Source organism: Nicoliella sp. ESL1149, from assembly GCF_058107265.1.
Genome location: NZ_JBYLUE010000002.1, coordinates 630,068 through 649,097 on the forward strand (window position 1 = coordinate 630,068; position 19,030 = coordinate 649,097).

Here is a 19,030-nt window from a genome sequence, read left to right on the forward strand (position 1 = left end):
GGTTCATTTAAATTGCAAATTAATTAAATTCTAATTGTTTTAATGATCGATCATACCTCACTTAAGTGTTAAATCATTTTAGATAAAAATTCTTGAGCTGACTTTGTTTTTGGACGTTCAAAGAATTCTGCCGGCGTTGCTTTTTCTTTGATCGTGCCATCATTCATGTACCAAATTTGGTTCGAAACTTGTTTTGCAAATTCCATTTCATGGGTAACGATAATCATCGTCATCTTTTCTTGAGCTAACTTTTTCATTACCTTTAGAACTTCTCCAACCATTTGGGGATCCAAAGCAGAAGTTGGTTCATCGAACAACATTACTTCTGGATGCATGGCTAACGCTCTAACAATGGCAATCCGTTGAGCTTGTCCACCAGATAAGCTACTAGGATAAACATTCGCCTTATCTTCTAGCCCAACTGTTTTTAACAATTGCATTGCTTCATCTTCAGCCTTTTGTTTTGACATCTTTTTTACTTTAATTGGGGCCAAAGTGATGTTTTCTAAAACCGTTTTATTATTGAAGAGGTTAAAGCTTTGAAAAACCATTCCCATCTTGCTTCTTAACTTGATCAATTCTTTTTTGGAACTATGAGTTAAATCATCACCGTTCAATAGTACCTTGCCAGAAGTTGGCGCCCCTAACATGTTCAAGCACCGAATAAAAGTACTTTTTCCAACCCCAGAAGGACCGATTAGCGAAATTACATCACCATTATTAACGGTGGCATTAACATCTTTAAAAATCACATGATTTTTGAATTCTTTGGTTAAATTTTCAATTTTAATTAGTGCTGTCATGATTCATCTTCCCTTCTGCAAACTTCATCAATCTTGATAAAATAAATGTAACGATGAAGTAAATCACCATAATTACGGCAATTGGTGCGACTCCTTGGTAAGTGTTAGATTGAACGATTCTCATTTGATACATTAGTTCGCCAACTCCAATCGTAGATACTAATGAACTATCCTTGATCAAAGTAATAAATTCATTTCCTAATGCAGGCCAAATGTTCTTAAACGCTTGTGGTAAAATAATCGATTGCATCGTTTGAACTGGAGAAAGCCCTAATGATAAAGCCGCTTCATCTTGACCCTTATCAATCGAAGTAATTCCACCTCTAATAATTTCAGCAACGTAAGCTCCAGAGTTGATCCCAATTGCCAACGTCCCAGCCGTCAATGCAGAAACATTAACGATTGCTCCTAATCCAAAGTACATAAACATAATTTGAACTAATGAAGGGGTCCCCCGAATAAATTCGATGTAAACAACGGCAATCGCATGAAGGAACCAGTTGTGACTTAGTCTCATTAAGGCTAAGAGAACTCCTAAGATAATCCCAATGATGACCCCAAAGATAGAAATAATTAAGGTATATTTCAATCCCTTTAAGAACAATCCTTTATATTGCCACATTTGTGCTAAAACAGATTGTTGTTTTTTGTTGTTAGGCATTTCTTTGATTGCAGTTGGAATATATTTATTTACGTATAAATTATTCTTTTGAACATTTGCAACCGTTTTGTTAGCGGAGTTCACCAATGATTGTGCACCCTTATGAAAGGCAATCATATTATTAGAATCACCATCTTTTAACCCAGATGGAATGGTTGCTAAACCAGGATTATGGTTAGCATAAGCCTTAGCAACCGCGGTGTTCATTGCGACAGCCTTTACTTTATTTGCCTTCAACGCAATGATTAAGTCATCATTGCTTTCAATTCCGTCTAATTTAGATGACTTCATATCACCCTTTACAACATCATATTGAACAGAACCTAACTGAGCCCCTACTGTTGAATGGGCTAAGTCCTTATATGAATGAATTTTATCTTGATCTGATTTATTAATGATAAAACTCAATCCTGATTTGTAGTAAGTGTTACTAAAGTCAGTGCTCTTAGCTCTTTCAGGTGTTTTGTTAAGCCCTGCAATAACCATGTCAACTTTACCAGTATCTAGAGCAACTAAGAGGGAATCAAATCCCATGTTCTTGATTTTTAACTTAACTCCCATGTCTTTAGCAACTTGTTTTCCTAATTCAATATCGGAACCATAAGTTTTACCACCCTTACTAAATTCATAAGGAGGATAATCAGGTGCTGTTCCCATCACTAATGTTCCCTTTTTCTTGATGTTTTGTAGATAATGGTCGGTAGTTTTAGCATTAGCTGATGGCGTCGTAGCAAATGCGATTCCTAATACGGATACAAAAACCGCTAATAACATCATTAATTTATGTTTCATGTTATTCATTTATTTCGTCCCCTTTAGACAATTCTTCTTTCGCAACTTTAATTTGATGGTTAACGGAAGCAAATCCAGTTCCACCAAACGATGTTCGTCTTTCAACTGCAACTTCTGGTTTTAAATCATTATAAACATCATCTTCAATCAGTTCTGAGTATTGTTTCATTTCAGATAAACTCAAATCTTGCAAGTTAATCTGCTTAACAATACAATCATAAACCATTTTCCCAACGATTCCATGGGCTTCTCTAAATGGCATTCCTTTCGTAGCAAGGTAATCTGCTAATTCAGTAGCATTTGAAAAATCATTAGTTGTAGCATCATACATATTTTCTTTTTTAATCGTGATTCCTTGAATCATGTGAGTAAAGATTTTTAACGTTGGAATAATTGTTTTATAAGTATCAAAAACACCTTCCTTGTCTTCTTGGAGATCTTTATTATAGGCTAATGGTAATGATTTCATCGTACTTAACAATCCGGTTAAATGACCGTAGATCCGACCAACTTTCCCCCGAATCAATTCGGCCATATCTGGATTTTTCTTTTGGGGCATGATTGAACTTCCGGTCGTATAAGCATCACTAATTTCAATATAATTGAACTCATAACTAGCCCACATACTGATTTCTTCACAGAACCGGGAAAGATGCAACATCATGATTGAGGAATTGCTGAGAAATTCAATTGCAAAATCCCGATCCGAAACAGCATCCAATGAGTTCGCATAAACTTCATCAAAGCCTAATTCTTTTGCTGTCATATGACGATCGATCGGAAAGGTTGTTCCTGCTAAAGCAGCTGCACCTAATGGTGAAATATCAGTATGCTTTTGGTTAAATTCGAACCGTTCATAATCCCGTTTGAACATTTGGTAATAAGCCATCAAGTAATGCCCGTATGAAATGGGTTGAGCATGTTGGAGATGAGTATAACCTGGCATAATCGTTTCAACATTATCTTCAGCTAATTGAACTAACGTTGTCATCAAAGCGTTTAACAATTTCAAAACTTCAGGTAACCGATTCTTCAAGTAAAGATGGAAATCAACTGCCACTTGGTCATTTCTTGAACGAGCCGTGTGTAGCTTTCCAGCAACTGGACCAATCTTTTCTGTCAAGATACTTTCAATGTTCATATGAATATCTTCATTACTAACATCAAATTTCAATTGACCATTTTGAAGTTCGTTTTGAATTTCTAATAATCCTTCTTCGATTTGTTTAGCATCATCTTCACTAATAATTTTAGTTTTAGCTAACATGTGAAGATGGGCTAACGAACCAGCAATATCTTCGGCAGCCATTTGTTGATCAAAATAAATTGAAGCCCCAAATTGATCAACTTCCTTACTTGTTGGGGTTTGAAACCGGCCACCCCAAAGTTTTTTATTTGTCATCTTTTTTCTCCTTGCTTGCAACTTTCACGTGTTCTTTTTCTTTTGCATTTTGTTTATTGATACTATCAACTAATGCATGTTGATGATTCTTCATTTGCACTTGAGAATAAACAGTTGTTGGTAAGCTCCATAACTTAATGAATCCTGCTGAAGCTAATTGGTCGAATGAATCAGCAGAAGTATAAGTTGCTAAATCATCATCGTAAAGGGAGTTATTTGACTTTCTACCAAGTACAATAATGTTCCCCTTGAATAACTTCAATTTAATCGTTCCACTAACAACCTGTTGAGTACTATCAACGAATTGTTGAAGAGCGGTCATCAATGGTGAGAACCACAAAGCGTCGTATACTAATTCACTCATCTTTTTATCAATGATTGGTTTGAAGTGAGCAACATCTTTTTCTAATGTTAAATCTTCTAATTCTTCGTGGGCCTTAAGTAAAACAAAAGCAGCTGGGGTTTCGTAAACTTCTCTTGATTTGATTCCAACTAACCGGTTTTCGATGTGGTCAATTCTACCAATGCCATGTTTTCCAGCAATGACGTTCAAGGTTTGAATGATTTCTTTAAATGACATTGCCTTACCATCTAAAGTAGTCGGGATTCCTTTTTCAAAGTTCAATTCAACGATCGTTGGAGTATCTGGGGTCTTTTCCAACGGGTTGGTGATTGCAAAGGCATCTTCTGGAGCTGGGTTCCAAGGATTTTCAAGAACCCCACATTCGTTTGCTCTTCCCCAAATGTTAGCATCGATTGAGTATGGTGAATCTAAATCAATTGGAATTGGAATGTTGTTATCCTTAGCGTATTCGATTTCTTCTTCTCTGGACCAGTGCCAATCTCTAACGGGAGTTAGAACTTCTAAACTTGGATCAAGATTTTTAACAGCTGTTTCAAATCTAACTTGGTCATTTCCTTTTCCAGTACAACCATGAGCAACAGCTACGGCACCTTCTTGATGAGCAACTTGAACTAATTTCTTACTGATCAATGGTCTTGATAATGCGGAAACACAAGGATAAGCATCTTCGTACATTAAGTTCCCTTTTAAAGCATAAGTAAGGTAATCATCAGCAAATTCATCTAGACCATCAATCATGTAGCACTTAGATGCCCCTACCTTCAAAGCTTTATCCTTAACCTTCTTTAAATCTTTTCCTTCACCAACATTGATACAACAAGCAATTACGTCGTATCCCTTGTTACTTAACCATGCCACTGCAACTGATGTGTCTAAACCGCCTGAATATGCTAATACTACTTTTTGTTTTGTCATTTTAATCATCCTTTTCTTTTCTAATGTTTATTATCTAATTTAACTAATTTAATTTTTATTCATAACGCTTTACTTACTTCGCATTGTGAATTCCTCCTTGTGTATAAAAAAAGTCCTCTTGGAATAAATTCCAAGAGGACGAAATAATCGTGGTGCCACCTCATTTTCTAATGTTCTCGCGAACACTAGCTCATTAAGTTAATAACTTAAGCTGTAACGTTGCTAACGCTTACCACTACTCATTTCGTGGCGAACTCCCCAGGACGAACGATTTAACGGATAAGGCTTTCAGCGGGTCACCTTAATCTCTGTTAGTGTTAAATCTTATAAACTGGTTCATCGTTTATTATATTATTTTCCAGGAAACAAAAAATCGTCCCCTTGGAATAAATTCCAAGAGGACGATTTCATCGCGGTGCCACCTCATTTTCTAATCCCTTCGCAAAGATTAGCTCATCAAGTCTAAAACTTGAGTGATAACGGAACCACCGATTATTTCTTAAAAACTCGAAACAATGACTCACAGGCACGATCTAGTCATCTATCATATTCCAATCTCACATTTCTTGGAACTTTCTGTGAATGACGCGCAACTAGAATTCCTGCTCAACATCTTATATTTTTGGATTGACATAATCATAACCCATTAAAAAAAATAATGCAACCTTTTTTTATAATCTATCTCCAGTTCCAAATTTAACATGGGATAAATTAATGGCTTGTTTAATCAAACTACTATTCAACAACTTACTTCTATTAGTAACTTCATTCGCTGTTTTGATCGATTCTGTTGTTAGTAGATCAGTTAATTTTTGGCCATCTAAATTCTTTGCCTTTTTATCAATTGATAGAATTCTTTGAATCGCATATGACTGACAATCTTCTCGATAATGATTAATTTCACTAATAAAATCATGATAATGAGGTTCAACAATTGCTGAAATCGTTTTATATAACCAATAAGCGCTATCCAATGAAACTTCTTTCCCTGCAACTTTGTAATTAGCAGGAACATCATCGATGTTAGCATAAAAAGGAACGTATGGACTGTAAGCTAAGAATCCTAAAGCAACCCATTCAATTGCTGCATACTTAGGCTCCACATCATTTCTAATTTGTAAAATATGAGAAATTTGATTTCTGTCTAAAGCAATTGGCCGGTAAGTTGGTGTTTCAAATTCTTTAGGATTCGTGAACGGATCATATGGTGTTTGTTGATAATGAGATGAAAGATAGTATTCAACATCATCAATCGTTAGTTTGCGGTTTGCCCGTTGAATAAATGGTAAATTTTGACTAGTTGGTTCTTGTTCACCACCGGGGGTAAACAATTTTTGACCATACCATACACGCGGTGTATTGTAATGAGCATCATCTTCAGTATGGGTACCAACAATATTTCTAAAGTTAAAGTGTTTCGAATCTAAATTCAAATGATGTTCATCAACAAATGATTTTAAATCAGCAGAGTACATAAAGTTATCAGGATCATCAAAATCAACATTTTGGATACTGATTTGGTTGGCAATTACTGCATAAGCATCATCTGGAATTCTTTGCGCTACCCAATGATGACCACCAGCAGTTTCAAGATACCAAATTTCATCTTTGTCAGAAAAAGAAATCCCGTTGCTTTGGCCAGTTCCGTATTTTTCAATTAAAGATCCTAAGCGTTTTACCCCTTCACGAGCACTATTAATGTATGGTAGTACAATCGTTAACATACTATCTTCATTAATTCCATCCGTAACTAAGGGATCATAACCCAGAAAACGTTGGTTACTATATGTGGTTTCTGTTGAACTCATAGCAACGTTTTTTTCATTAATTCCAGCTTCTTCATAAAATGGATGTTGAATTGGATCTGGTTCACAGGTATATCGATAAGCATGCGTTGGTAAAGGAATCTTCACCCCTGTTTCTTGTGAAACATATATATTATCTTTACTATCTGAAGCTTTTCTAACCTGAAAAGTCTTCGGTCCAATTGGTTCATATCCATCTTCATTTCTAGCAATAATGGTCGAACCATCAAAACTAGCATCTTTTCCAACTAAAATTGATGTACATGATAATTCTTTTCTCATTTTTATCACCCCTACTACTAATTATTATGCTCTTTTATAACTATTAATTCACTTAAAAGTGCTTTTAACTGAAGTTGATCATTAAATCATTTATACTAATCAATACTAAGTAAATGAAAGGATGGATAACTTTGAGCAAACTACTATCACCGATTGATATTGCACAATTGCACCTAAAGAATCATGTTGTTATGTCTCCAATGTGTACATATCAAGTAACTAAAGAAGATGGAATTCCAGAAGCATTTCACTTCGTCCATTATGGAGCACGGGCGATCAGTGAAGTTGGCATGATCATAACAGAATCCACAGCAGTTGATCCAAATGGGAGAATTTCAAAAAATGATTTAGGTTTATGGTCAGATAAACAAGTTCCTGAATTTACCAAATTAGTTTCAAGCCTTCATCATTTTGGAACTAAAGTTGGTATTCAACTTAACCATGCCGGACGAAAAGCAGAAAATGCCCAACAGCCAGTTGCGCCAAGTGCAATTTCTTATAGTGATAAATACAAACAACCCCAGGAACTAACGATTGATCAAATTAATACTATTCGTGATGAATTTATAACTGCTGCTAAGCGAGCTCAAGCTACTGGAGCAGATATGATTGAAATTCATGGTGCTCATGGATATTTATTAGATCAATTCATGTCAAAGTTAACTAATCATCGAACCGATGATTATGGAGGAACTTTAAAAAATCGTTATCGTTTAATGCATGAAATCATCACTGCAATTCGTAAATTTTATTCTGGTTCATTATGGGTAAGACTATCATTAACTGACTATGATGAAACAGGAATTCAAAATACAATTGAAGATTGGCAACAAATTGGTAAATGGTTGGAAATGGATGGTGTCGACTTGATTGATGTTTCAACAGGTGGATTAATTGATAGTAAACCAAATATTCCAGTTTATGATGGCTATCAAACCCCATTTGCAACTAAAATGAAAAAAGCTGTCAAGATCCCCGTTTCAACAGTCGGCTTACTTGATAATCCAGGTCTATGTGAATCCATTTTACAAAATAATCAAGCCGATTTAATCCTTGAAGGACGCGCCTTTTTAAGAAATACGAACTGGTTAAGTGATGCTGCTCATGAGTTACATGATCATAATTTCAAAGCATTTAATGAATCATATCAACGAGGACAAAAATGGTAGAAATAAACGGGATTGAATTGGCTCAGGCAATTCAAAAACAAAACAGAAAAAAATTTAGCCAATTTCAAATTGTCAACATTGATATTAGAGAACTCAATAATGAACCAGAGCTAATAATAGAAATTCAAAATAAATTAAATCAAAAAATTGAGCAACTAATTTTAATTGCTGAACGTCAAGAAACAAATCGACACAATGTTCATTTAACCCTCTTTAATGATCAAAAGATTTTCTCCGAAACATATAAAACAGCACGTGGAAATTATGTTAATGCAAATCATCAATTAGCTGAACGATTAAAACATACAAATTTAGTTCCCGAAAATTTATATGTTATTCAAGATGCTGATGGGCGTCCTGGAATTGATTTCATTAAAATTGATAGTTTTATAGATGCTTTAAATACGCTAATGCTAATTAGTGAATTGTTCCAATCAATCATCGAAAAAATGAACTAATATCTGACCTCTTCTAGTCTGTGAAGAGGTCTTTTTAGATTAAAAATTGGATTTAACTTAAATGAACCTTAATTTAAATTAGCCCTTTTCTAAATATGATAAACATTCCCTTATAAACGGCTTAAACTGCTTTTAATGAATCTTTTTTTCAAATATACTGTTTGTAATTCATAGGAATCAACTATGAATACAAAATCAAAAATTTAAATTTAACAAAGAAAAGGAAGATTCAATTATGAAAAAATCAACAAAACAAATTTTATCAACGATCGTTTTAGGAGCATCCCTCTTCGGATTCTTCACTACTCCAAATGATTCAACAAACTCAACTACTGCCAATGCAGCCACTACCAAACAACACGGTAAACCTAAAGACAAGCCAAAAGGGAAACCTAAAGGTAAGCCCAAAGGCAAGATGCCAGCCAAACATGCAAAACACTAAAAGTGTTTAATGTTCGTTTGAAAGGATGGATTAAAATGAAAATATTTCGTAAAAAAACATTAGCAACCGTTTTACTTAGCACGACATTATTAGGTTTTACAACCATGTCAACTAGTGATCTAGATCAAATGATTGCTAACGCTGCTACAATTACTGCTAAATCAAATCAAGATGGTAATGTTCCTGCTAAACCAAGTGGCAGTGGTAATTCTAGTGCTAGCAGCGCTAAACTGTCTGGTTCTAAAACAATTTCTAAAAAGAAAACGCTAAGTTATACTAAAGCTAGTTCCAAAAAGGATAACCAATCAGCTATCTATGTTAAAAAAGGTGGTAATCTAACCACTAATAAGGTTACCGTTAACAAAACTGGTAATACCACAAGTGAAGATAACAGTAATTTTTACGGTCAAAATGCAGGAATCCTGACCACCAAAAATGGTAAGACAACCCTTAATAACCTAACTGAGACTACAAATGCTAATGGTGCAAATGGTGTCTTCTCAACTGGTAGTAATGCGACCGTTAAAATTAACAAGGCTAACATCAATACTTACAAAAATTCTTCTCGAGGCTTAGATGCAACCCAAAAAGGAACCATTATTGCTAATGACACTAATATCACCACTCGTGGAAGCCATTCTGCTACCTTAGCTAATGATCGTGGTGGTGGTACCGTTAAATTAACTAAGGGAACTCTCAAAACAGCTGGTGACGGTTCTCCAATCGTCTACTCTACAGGTAATATTAGTATCGATAATGTTACTGGAAACGCAACTGGAGCTGAAGCAGCCGTTATTGAAGGAGCAAACAGTATTTCTTCAACTGATTCTAATTTAACTGGAAATAAAAATAACGGTGTTATGCTCTACCAAAGTATGTCCGGTGATGCTGAAGAAGGAACTGCCAACTTTAGTATGAATGGTGGTAGTTTAACCTCTAATGCCAAAGATGGTTCAAAGGGAACTACTAATAACACCGGCGCCCTCTTTTATGTAACAAATACAAAGGCAAACATTAGTTTAAACAATGTTAAACTAAATAACGCATCTGATACTTTAATTCGCCTTGCTAGTGATCGTTGGGGAACTAGTGGTAAAAATGGTGGAGACCTAACTTTCACTGCAACAGGTCAAACTTTAAACGGGAACGTCTTAGTTGATAAAAACAGCTCATTAAACTTGAAATTAACTAATAATACTACTCTAAACGGTAGTATCAACAGCGATAATACTTCAGGTACTTCCAACCTAACCCTTGACAGTACAAGTAAGTGGAATGTCACAAAGACATCATACTTATCTGCTTTCAATGGTTCTCAAAGTTCAATTAATAACATTTCTTCCAATGGGCATAATGTTTACTACGATAAATCAAACAGTGCTAACTCATGGTTGAACGGTAAAACTTACACCCTTAGCGGAGGTGGTCAATTAATCGCTAAATAATAAATCTCATCTTCCAAATCTCATAAATATAATCTCTCAAAAATAGTTCCACCTTATAAGGTGGAACTATTTTTTTGTAATATAATTAAATTTTTCATATAATTAATTTTATGATATAAATATATATTTACCTTCCTATAAAGAGGTGGTTCAATGAAAAAAAACGGTATATATATGTTCTTATTATGCTTGTCTTTTATATTTTGTTTATTCGCTTTTTCAAGTTCGGTTCATGCTGATAATATAACAACAAATAATCGGACTGAACAAGTAAATAACAATTCGGATTCAAACAATAATGACGGTTCAGTTACTGATGATAATAGTAACAATCAGACTGAAAATGATCCCAATAATAAATCAGAAAATAGTAATTCTATCTCTACTAACAATTCAAATAGTGCTACTAATAATGAAAATGGGACAGACTATAATAATACTAGTGATTCTACTACTAGTAATGAAAATAATAGTCCTAACCAAGATCAAAACAATCTCACTAATAGTTCAAGTAGTAGTGATAGCATTAACAATAATTCCAGTTCAGATAATAACAACCCTAGTAACTCTAATAATGTGAACGGAAATGTAGCAACTGGAACCGATTTAGGTGATCAATATATTTCTACCGTAAAGTTAACCGATGAAAATGGCAACAGTACTAACAACAATACTTATACCTTTTACAGTGATATAAAAGCTAATATAACCTTTAACATTCAAAATCGACAAGTGCATGCTGGTGACTATCTGACTATCCATCTCCCTAGTGTTTTTAAGTTCCACAGTCTCAATAGTTTTGTTCTTAAACCATGGCATGGAAGTTCAGTATCAATTGCCACAGCATATCCGGGAGAAAATAATACTCTAAAAGTCGTTTTCAATAATAATGTTAATGATATGCAAAATATTTCTGGAGAAATCAATCTTTGGATCAATTGGGTAGATTCAATTAAAAACCAATCTATAACCAATCCAATTAATACTAATTGGGGTCATGGAATCACCATTCCAGTTAATTATGGTGGTAACGGTTCTCCTGCGAATACTAGACCTGTTACCAAATGGACAACTAACCCTTCTAGCAGAAGTATTACTTGGAACGTTATCTTAGATGGTAATAATATTAAGATTGATAATGCTAAGTTTATAGATGTTTTAGGTTCAAATGAACTCGTAAATTATAATGAACCAATTACAATTGGTGATGTTAATTATGATAGTAATGGTAATTTTAGTTATGCTACTAACGTTCATAATATCAACGTAACCAAAAACCTAAAAGGTTTTGAATATGACTTTCCTAGTGAGCTTAATCATCCTGTTATTATCACGTATACAGTTGACTTAATCGATAATGGTCAACAAGAACACTATACAAACGGGGGTTCATTGAGTGGTTCTAACATTAACACCGTCCCAATCGATGCTAGTACAGTCGTAAGTAGTGGAAACGGGAACGCTGGTGGCAATGTTGCTTTTACCAATGTTAAGGTCATAAAAAAATGGGATGATAACAATAATAGTGCTAATGAGCGTCCTAGTAATATCACTATAAAGTTATTAGCTAACGGCCAAATTGTTCAAACACAGATTATTGCTGGTAATACTGATACCTGGAGTTATGATTTTACAAACTTAGTTAAAACAGATTCAACTGGGAAAACCATTAACTACTCGATCGATGAAGTAAATGTTCCTAACTATACAAAACAAATCGATGGATATACTATTAAAAATACTTATAGTCCTGGTGGTACCCCTGTTAATCCGGTGAACCCAGTCAATCCAGTTACTCCTGTTAATCCGGTCAATCCTATTACGCCTGTTAATCCAATTAACCCAATCATACCTGTTAACCCGGTAATTCCAGTAAATCCGATCAACCCGATAATTCCGGTTGATCCTACACCGGTAAAACCCGTTTATCCGATAATTCCAGTTAACCCAAATCATCATGTTATTCCTGCTGACCATAATAATAACAAAAAGAAACATAAACCAAATAATCCTAATACTACTAATAAATTAACTAATAAAAAAAATGTTGTTCCTACAACATTCAACCATAAACAAAATAATTCAAATCATTCTGACTCATCAGAAAAAACTAATAAAACACATCAATTAGCTCAAACTGGTGAACAAAATGATTTATTAGTTCAGATTATTGGAATGATATTATTATTAATTGATTTAGCAATTATTATGGTTACTAAAAAAGACAATAAGAATATATTCAAAAAAGGACTGTGAAATAAGTTCCTAAAAAATGACAATTACCAAAAATATTTTGGTGATTGTCATTTTTTGTAAATATTTATAATGATTAGTAGCTTACAATACCAATTTTTTATATTCATTGCCATTAATACGATGACAGTTTCTTTTTTCACCTTATCAATTTCACGAACTGAGAAAAAATTGAAACGTAACCTGCATCTGTTAAACGTATTTACCCTAAAGTACAATCGGTACTTTGTTTCTTTAAGAATGGAATTAACGTTCTAGTATCAGTGGGACTTTGAAAAATATCATAATTAGTTATGAATTAATTATTAGTAGCGATTTGTAGATTATAAGCTGTTTTTAGTTGCCAATTTAACATGGAATCTTATTTAACTCGCATAAAAGTTACATCGTGATTGATTTTAGAATAACTATTACGTGAACCATAAGTTTGGTACTGCTTTTGATGTGATTGAAACTTATCATGATGGAAACCTAAGTTTCTTTTAATTGATTTAATTTTTCAACGTTTACGTTTATCAGGGTTGGTACTGATTAAAGAATTATTTTGAATTTGATCGTTCAATTATCCTAACTTAATTTCTATCATAATGATAATTTTATCTAACATCTCTAAATCAATGAACCTGCCTGGTTCCCAATAATAGTTGCCCTAACCATTTCATTGTTTTTACCTGGTTAGCACGGTATCTTCAGTATTTGGTTCATTTTTAATTTTAAAAGTAATCATCCCATAAGTATTTCTTTTGATCGTGTATTCATCATTATCTTTAGCATCTTCAATCTTCACTCTAACTTGGGATAAGCGTGGTAATGAAAAGATGTTTTCAGCAACTGGGAGAATAAGCAATTGCTGGATTATCATCATTTAAAATATCCTTAGCAATATATTCTGATTCGAACCATGCTGTAGGAGTTAATTTTAGTACATGTTCCAAATATATTATCACCTTCTCTAAGGAAACTTTTTTACTAGCTAATGCTAATCATGGCACCGTGCCAAGTTGCATGTCCACTACCTAACATCATTACATCATATTTTTTCATCCTAACTCTCATCTTTTTATTTAATATCCTCATATCATTGGGGATATATAAAATATCGGGAAATATTACAACATTTACGATTTGACTTAACATTATTTTAATTTTATTGATATAGTTAATAAAAAAGAGCACTCAAAGAGTGCTCTTTTTTCCCCAAAATTGATACTGATGTTAATCTTCCTCAAAAATGTAATAGTCATATCAATGTGCTATACATCATTTTAATGACCATCATGATAATCATCAATCTAACTTTAATAATATCATTAAAATAATGATTTCTCAAAATTAATATAAATAAAATTAAACATCATAAAAATGTAACTTGTTACATGATACAAGTTATATGTAACAATCATTTCATTAGACTTATTTAAAAAACAATTCAAATTATTGAACAATAAAAAACCACTTTTTCAAATTGAAAAAGTGGTTAATGTATTTTGATTTTTTATTGATGAATCGTATATTTATTTCGTTTATTTGAAACATTTGGCGTATGACTGATGCTTTGGAAAATTGCCAAAACAATCATTAAGATGATTAATAATAACCCAAACATTCCAATTCCAGGAGCAATTCCACCTAATGGAGAAAAACCACCTAAGAAGTTAACAACTGTTGGTGAGAAAGCAGTTCCGATATTAGCACCAACCAACAAAATTGAATTAGCAAGGGCATTAGATCCCTTAGGAGCTGCAACTTCCATCAAGTTGAATAAGTAGTTTCCAGCTAATGGAAAGGCACATCCAATGATCATAACAGAGACGATCAACATTGGGAAAGTCGTTGCATAGTTCATTAAAATCGTTCCAACGGCTAAGAAAACCACTCCCAATGTAAAGACAAATCGTTTAATCACATCGTAAATCTTACCAAACATAAAGCCCATTACCATACTAGTTAAGGTAAAAATAGTAATAACGAAACTAGCATCAGTAGCGGAACCCATCTTGTTGCCAACCACAATGGATGGGGTCAAAATACTTACAATAGCCATTCCCATGGTTAAAATCCCACAGAAGATTCCAGCAGCAATGACTTTAAAATTAACCTTTGGTTTGGCAGCATCTTGTGGTTCAGCTTGGGATACTTGAGTTGCGGCATCATCAGTAAATGGTGGCACTACGAACCAGAACAATGCTAAGACAGCAAAAATTGCTGCGTATGACAAGAATGAAAATTGCCAACTGATGTTCAACATGAATCCAATTGAAAGGTTCATAATACATAAACCAATTTGTTCAAATGAACTCCGGTTTCCCAGCATTTGGGAACGATCATCACCGCTATAGAACAAGTTAACCATCGTAATCGCTAACGAGTTCAAGAGACCAATTCCAATCCCGAAGACGATCCGAGAAAGCAATATGATCCAAAGATTAGGAATGAACGATGGGATGATCCCTGAAATCCCCATGATCAATAGTCCTAATCCAATACAGTTCTTCATGCCCAATTTACGTGAAATCGATGCAGAGAACAATAAAACAATAAATGCCGGTATTTGTTGAATGGTAGCAATCGTATCAACTAATGAAGAAGGGTAATTTGAAAAAGTCTTCTCCATCGCGGGTAACGCCGGCGAAATTGCAGTACCAACAGTAATAACTAATGATACTGCAAGAATTGAAAATCGATGGAACAACGTTTTAGCGTTCCAACTATTCTTATCTTTAGCCATGTCTTACAACTCCTATTGTGAATTTATTAACACTCAATCATTATTGTACTACCAGTCTTAAGATTATGTTAATATTTTGCTTTAAATCGCTAGAGTTTGTGAGTAGAAAATAGTTCAGAAACGTTTTCAATTCTCCCAACCATTTTTGAAAACTTATTAACTTGATTACATATAATAATTTAATCCATCAAGACGGATATAAGTATTTAAATTAATGCTATTATTATTTTAGAGCTAACATTTTAATCTTTATTAGATTTGATATTTAAGCATGTATTAACATTTTGGTTTATAATTTTTTAATTCTTTTATCATTTATACAAAAGAGCTCTCCTCTATTTTATTAGCAGAGAGCTCTTTTTACATTCTATTATCACCGACCTGGGAAAAACTCATCAATTTGTTGTTACAATTCAATTCCCTTATTTTTTAAATTATTTAGACATACTGCTAAATATTCATCATTATGTTCTGGATAAATTGGTGAAGTTAAAGGAACGGATTCTAAATTATGATACTCTTCACATGAATTTCCACGAAATAGCGGATCTAACCATCGTTCATCAGGATGATAACCACGATTCTTCATCTCAGTCATCACTAACATATGAAATTGATATAGTTTATAAGGTGAATGCGCAAAAACATAATTAACGGTTGAATGTTTTTTCCCCCACCCATTACCACGGAGAGCACAAACTTCACGATGTTGGCCTAATAATTGTTGCCGGGGCAATTTGCTTATTAAATCTTGATGCCAAAGGCGCATATTGATCGCTCCTATTTATTTTTATTTTTTTCATTGAATTTCTTTAACATTTCTAATGCAGCTCCACCAAGACCACCTTCGTCATTGTCATCGTCGTCTTGGTAGTCAGTTGCATCAGAATATTGATCTGGATGTTTCCATTGATCATAGGCTAAAACGTAATCTTCATCAATTTGACGTTGCGCTTTTTCATAAAAAGCCCGATTACGTTCCATTACATAACCAGCTAATGCCTTTTGTTCATCTGGAACAGCAGGCCGATCATTATCCTTATCATCAACAATTTTAACATTATGAATATCAATAATTTCATAATCCTTGATTTTATTATAGCCAACACCCTTTTTATATTGACTTACCTTACCAGTAAAACTAATCATATCTCCTTCATGCAGTTCTCCTAAGTCAATAAAGAGTTGGGTATAATGAACCCACAGATGATCAGTAACAAAATTACCATCTTTATCATGCAAGTCTAATAATAAAATGGTTGCTTGATAATAGTAACCATCTTCATCATCATATTCTTCCGCAAAACCCAATCTGGTCATTTTACCAATCAATGTATATTCTTTATTCGGTTCTAAATCTTTTAAACCATTTCTCATTTTTAAAACTTCTTTCTATTTTTGAAGATATTGGAAGGCAGTTTGGGCAGCTTTACGACCAAAAATCACGGTTTCAGCAATTGAATTCCCACCAATCCGGTTATGGCCATGTAATCCCCCAGCCACTTCTCCACCAGCAAATAATCCAGAAATTACATTCCCTTTATTATCAAATACTTCCGTCATTGCATTCACCCTTAGTCCACCCATTGTATAGTGCACTGCAGGTGAAACATGAATTGCAAAAAACGGTGCCGTTTCAATTTTACGATCCATTCCAGTTGTCCGATTATATTCAGCATCTTTTTGCTCAACAACATTTTGATTCCATTTAGTCACTGTTCTTTTAAGTTGATTGGCATCTACATCAATATTATCCGCTAATTCAGTTAAACTTTTTCCATGAACAACTAATCCAATTGAGTCATAGAAATTAATCGATCCAACTTGATTTCGAATTCCCTGGTCTAGAATTAAATACGCACTTTTAGTTGGTAAATTATTAATTGCAGCGGTTACCTTATCACGAGTGGTCAACTCATCAACAAATCGTTTCCCATTCTTATCAACTAAAATAGCTCCTTCACCACGAATTGCTTCAGGAATTAAGAATGCATGATCTCCATCTTGTTGGACCGTCGGATGAACTTGAATCTGATCCATATCCGTCAAAGCAGCTCCTGCATCAGTTGCTAACTTTAATCCATCACCAGTGGCTCCATCTTGATTCGTTGTCCGATAATGAACTAAATCTGGTCGATATTTTCCAATAATTTCTTTACTAGCGCCAAAACCACCAGTTGCTAAAATAACCGCGTTCCCAGTAACTGTTTTAACCTGTTCATTCGGAAAGTTAATTTTCACTCCACTAATTCGATCATTATCTTTCAATAACTTAGTGACATTTGCATGATTAAAAACTGGGATTGCAGCTTTTTCAATCATCTTTAAAAAACTAGTTACCAAAAATGCTCCAATCGGTGCGCCATTACTGGGGCGATGCGTTCTTTTAGTGTGCATTCCACCGGTAATTGTTAAATCATCTAATTCGATGCCACGTTGTGCTAACCAATCAACAGCTAATGCTGCATGGCTAGTAAAGTAATTTAGCATGGCCTGATTATTATACTTTCCACCACCAATAAAAGTATCTTGATAAAATTTTTCATAGGTATCAACAATATGATGTTGTAATTGGACATCCGTTTCGGCAGCATTCATTCCGGAAGAAGCCCTTGTCGAATTTCCCCCTAACCGGGGCATTTTTTCAAAAACAACTGGTTTCAATCCCAATTCATGGGCTTGAAGGGCTGCAACTAATCCGGTTGACCCCGAACCAATAATAATTACATCATAATGATCCTTCAATTCTGCTATTAGTGTAGTTTGAAATACATACTTTCCCATTTAATGATTCCTTTCATAAATTTATTTTTTGTAACCTTTTAAAACATCATGGTTATTGGTCGTCTTCCCCATTTCATTAAAAACGTTTTGAGGAGCATGCTTCATCTTCATTACTTTTACTAATTTCCCCTGGAGTAATAGGCGTTTGCTACCACTATCATTACACGTTATTAACGTTATTCTAGCATCTTTAGTATTGTTAATTACATTCACGGCATATGGACTTATAATTTTCCTAACATTTAAACGATACTGATAAACTTTTTTCATATCTGTTAAATAAATTGATTCACCAATCTGAGCATGATTATAAAGTGGCGTAAATAACGCTTTCGGATTCAACATATGATGCCCAGCCAAAGGATAGTTACCGCTACCCATCTGTTGATCAGGACGCATGGTTCCAGCGGCTAGCATCAAAGTCTCACTATCAATTCCTAAAGCAATCGGCAAATGCAATCCTACTGATGGCATTATAATTTGTCCAACAGGATAAATCTTTTTCCCACTTAAACGGGCTTTGATAACCTGATTCATATTAACTGCCTTAACTTGACTCATATTGTAATTTACACGTTTATGCTGATTTGCTTTTACACTCTGCCGAGTGATTTGGGGATGATAACTAGTAACTAAAGCTGTTTTAATTGGTTCTTCAAAAATTAACGCTAATCCAGTTATTGTTAATCCAATTATCAATAGCCAAACAATCCATCGTTTCATTTTC

The 19,030-nt window shown here is 34.1% G+C and carries 16 protein-coding genes and 1 pseudogene; 5 read left to right on the top strand and 12 right to left on the bottom strand.

The window, feature by feature from the left end; all coding sequences use genetic code 11:
* Positions 1 to 68 precede the first annotated feature (68 nt).
* The 5 genes from AC3B6G_RS03115 to AC3B6G_RS03135 all read right to left on the bottom strand — a co-directional run bounded on the left by AC3B6G_RS03115 (position 69) and on the right by AC3B6G_RS03135 (position 7,024).
* Entirely contained in the window at positions 69 to 803 is a 735-nt protein-coding gene (locus tag AC3B6G_RS03115) for an amino acid ABC transporter ATP-binding protein (RefSeq protein ID WP_489848963.1), read from the bottom strand.
* On the bottom strand, positions 787 to 2,265 hold the full coding sequence (locus tag AC3B6G_RS03120) for an ABC transporter substrate-binding protein/permease (RefSeq protein ID WP_489848964.1): 1,479 nt from the start codon (positions 2,263 to 2,265) through the stop codon (positions 787 to 789). Before AC3B6G_RS03120 ends, AC3B6G_RS03115 begins: the two co-directional genes overlap by 17 nt.
* Positions 2,258 to 3,658 carry an argininosuccinate lyase gene (gene argH / locus AC3B6G_RS03125; RefSeq protein ID WP_489848965.1) on the bottom strand — a complete coding sequence of 467 codons (1,401 nt, stop codon included), beginning with the start codon at positions 3,656 to 3,658 and terminating at the stop codon, positions 2,258 to 2,260. The genes AC3B6G_RS03120 and argH overlap by 8 nt, the downstream gene beginning before the upstream one ends.
* Positions 3,648 to 4,937, bottom strand: a complete 1,290-nt coding sequence (locus AC3B6G_RS03130; protein WP_489848966.1) for an argininosuccinate synthase — start codon at positions 4,935 to 4,937, stop codon at positions 3,648 to 3,650. The genes argH and AC3B6G_RS03130 overlap by 11 nt, the downstream gene beginning before the upstream one ends.
* A gap of 671 nt (positions 4,938 to 5,608) precedes the next feature.
* The gene (locus AC3B6G_RS03135; RefSeq protein ID WP_489848967.1) at positions 5,609 to 7,024 is read right to left on the bottom strand and encodes a C69 family dipeptidase; all 1,416 of its coding nucleotides are present in this window, start codon (positions 7,022 to 7,024) and stop codon (positions 5,609 to 5,611) included.
* Between the two features lie 131 nt (positions 7,025 to 7,155).
* Between AC3B6G_RS03135 and AC3B6G_RS03140 the strand changes: the two genes are divergently transcribed.
* The 5 genes from AC3B6G_RS03140 (at position 7,156) to AC3B6G_RS03160 (ending at position 12,794) form a co-directional block, all read left to right on the top strand.
* Positions 7,156 to 8,193: an oxidoreductase gene (locus tag AC3B6G_RS03140; protein WP_489848968.1), complete on the top strand. Its 1,038-nt coding sequence runs from the start codon at positions 7,156 to 7,158 to the stop codon at positions 8,191 to 8,193.
* Complete coding sequence (locus AC3B6G_RS03145; RefSeq protein ID WP_489848969.1) at positions 8,187 to 8,651, top strand: hypothetical protein; 465 nt, start codon at positions 8,187 to 8,189, stop codon at positions 8,649 to 8,651. The genes AC3B6G_RS03140 and AC3B6G_RS03145 overlap by 7 nt, the downstream gene beginning before the upstream one ends.
* Positions 8,652 to 8,886: 235 nt before the next feature.
* The gene (locus AC3B6G_RS03150) at positions 8,887 to 9,093 is read left to right on the top strand and encodes a hypothetical protein (RefSeq protein ID WP_489848970.1); all 207 of its coding nucleotides are present in this window, start codon (positions 8,887 to 8,889) and stop codon (positions 9,091 to 9,093) included.
* A 35-nt stretch (positions 9,094 to 9,128) separates the two neighbouring features.
* The gene (locus tag AC3B6G_RS03155) at positions 9,129 to 10,538 is read left to right on the top strand and encodes an adhesin (RefSeq protein WP_489848971.1); all 1,410 of its coding nucleotides are present in this window, start codon (positions 9,129 to 9,131) and stop codon (positions 10,536 to 10,538) included.
* A gap of 153 nt (positions 10,539 to 10,691) precedes the next feature.
* Positions 10,692 to 12,794 (top strand): Cna B-type domain-containing protein, encoded by a 2,103-nt coding sequence (locus tag AC3B6G_RS03160; RefSeq protein ID WP_489848972.1) that lies wholly within the window; start codon positions 10,692 to 10,694, stop codon positions 12,792 to 12,794.
* Positions 12,795 to 13,026: 232 nt separating this feature from the next.
* On the opposite strand, the pseudogene AC3B6G_RS03165 reads toward AC3B6G_RS03160, so the two are convergent.
* The 7 genes and pseudogenes from AC3B6G_RS03165 to AC3B6G_RS03195 all read right to left on the bottom strand — a co-directional run.
* A pseudogene (locus AC3B6G_RS03165) lies at positions 13,027 to 13,209 on the bottom strand (IS5/IS1182 family transposase); the annotation flags it as partial.
* 249 nt (positions 13,210 to 13,458) lie between these two features.
* Positions 13,459 to 13,656 (bottom strand): hypothetical protein, encoded by a 198-nt coding sequence (locus AC3B6G_RS03170; protein ID WP_489848973.1) that lies wholly within the window; start codon positions 13,654 to 13,656, stop codon positions 13,459 to 13,461.
* Between the two features lie 630 nt (positions 13,657 to 14,286).
* Positions 14,287 to 15,519 (bottom strand): MFS transporter, encoded by a 1,233-nt coding sequence (locus AC3B6G_RS03175; protein ID WP_489848974.1) that lies wholly within the window; start codon positions 15,517 to 15,519, stop codon positions 14,287 to 14,289.
* Positions 15,520 to 15,925: 406 nt separating this feature from the next.
* A complete protein-coding gene (locus tag AC3B6G_RS03180; RefSeq protein ID WP_489848975.1) occupies positions 15,926 to 16,288 on the bottom strand; it encodes a TIGR02328 family protein in 363 nt (120 codons plus the stop codon).
* Positions 16,289 to 16,299: 11 nt separating this feature from the next.
* The gene (locus AC3B6G_RS03185) at positions 16,300 to 16,896 is read right to left on the bottom strand and encodes a hypothetical protein (RefSeq protein ID WP_489848976.1); all 597 of its coding nucleotides are present in this window, start codon (positions 16,894 to 16,896) and stop codon (positions 16,300 to 16,302) included.
* Between the two features lie 15 nt (positions 16,897 to 16,911).
* Positions 16,912 to 18,303 carry a flavocytochrome c gene (locus AC3B6G_RS03190; protein ID WP_489848977.1) on the bottom strand — a complete coding sequence of 464 codons (1,392 nt, stop codon included), beginning with the start codon at positions 18,301 to 18,303 and terminating at the stop codon, positions 16,912 to 16,914.
* 21 nt (positions 18,304 to 18,324) lie between these two features.
* Positions 18,325 to 19,026, bottom strand: a complete 702-nt coding sequence (locus AC3B6G_RS03195; RefSeq protein WP_489848978.1) for a class A sortase — start codon at positions 19,024 to 19,026, stop codon at positions 18,325 to 18,327.
* Positions 19,027 to 19,030 lie beyond the last annotated feature (4 nt).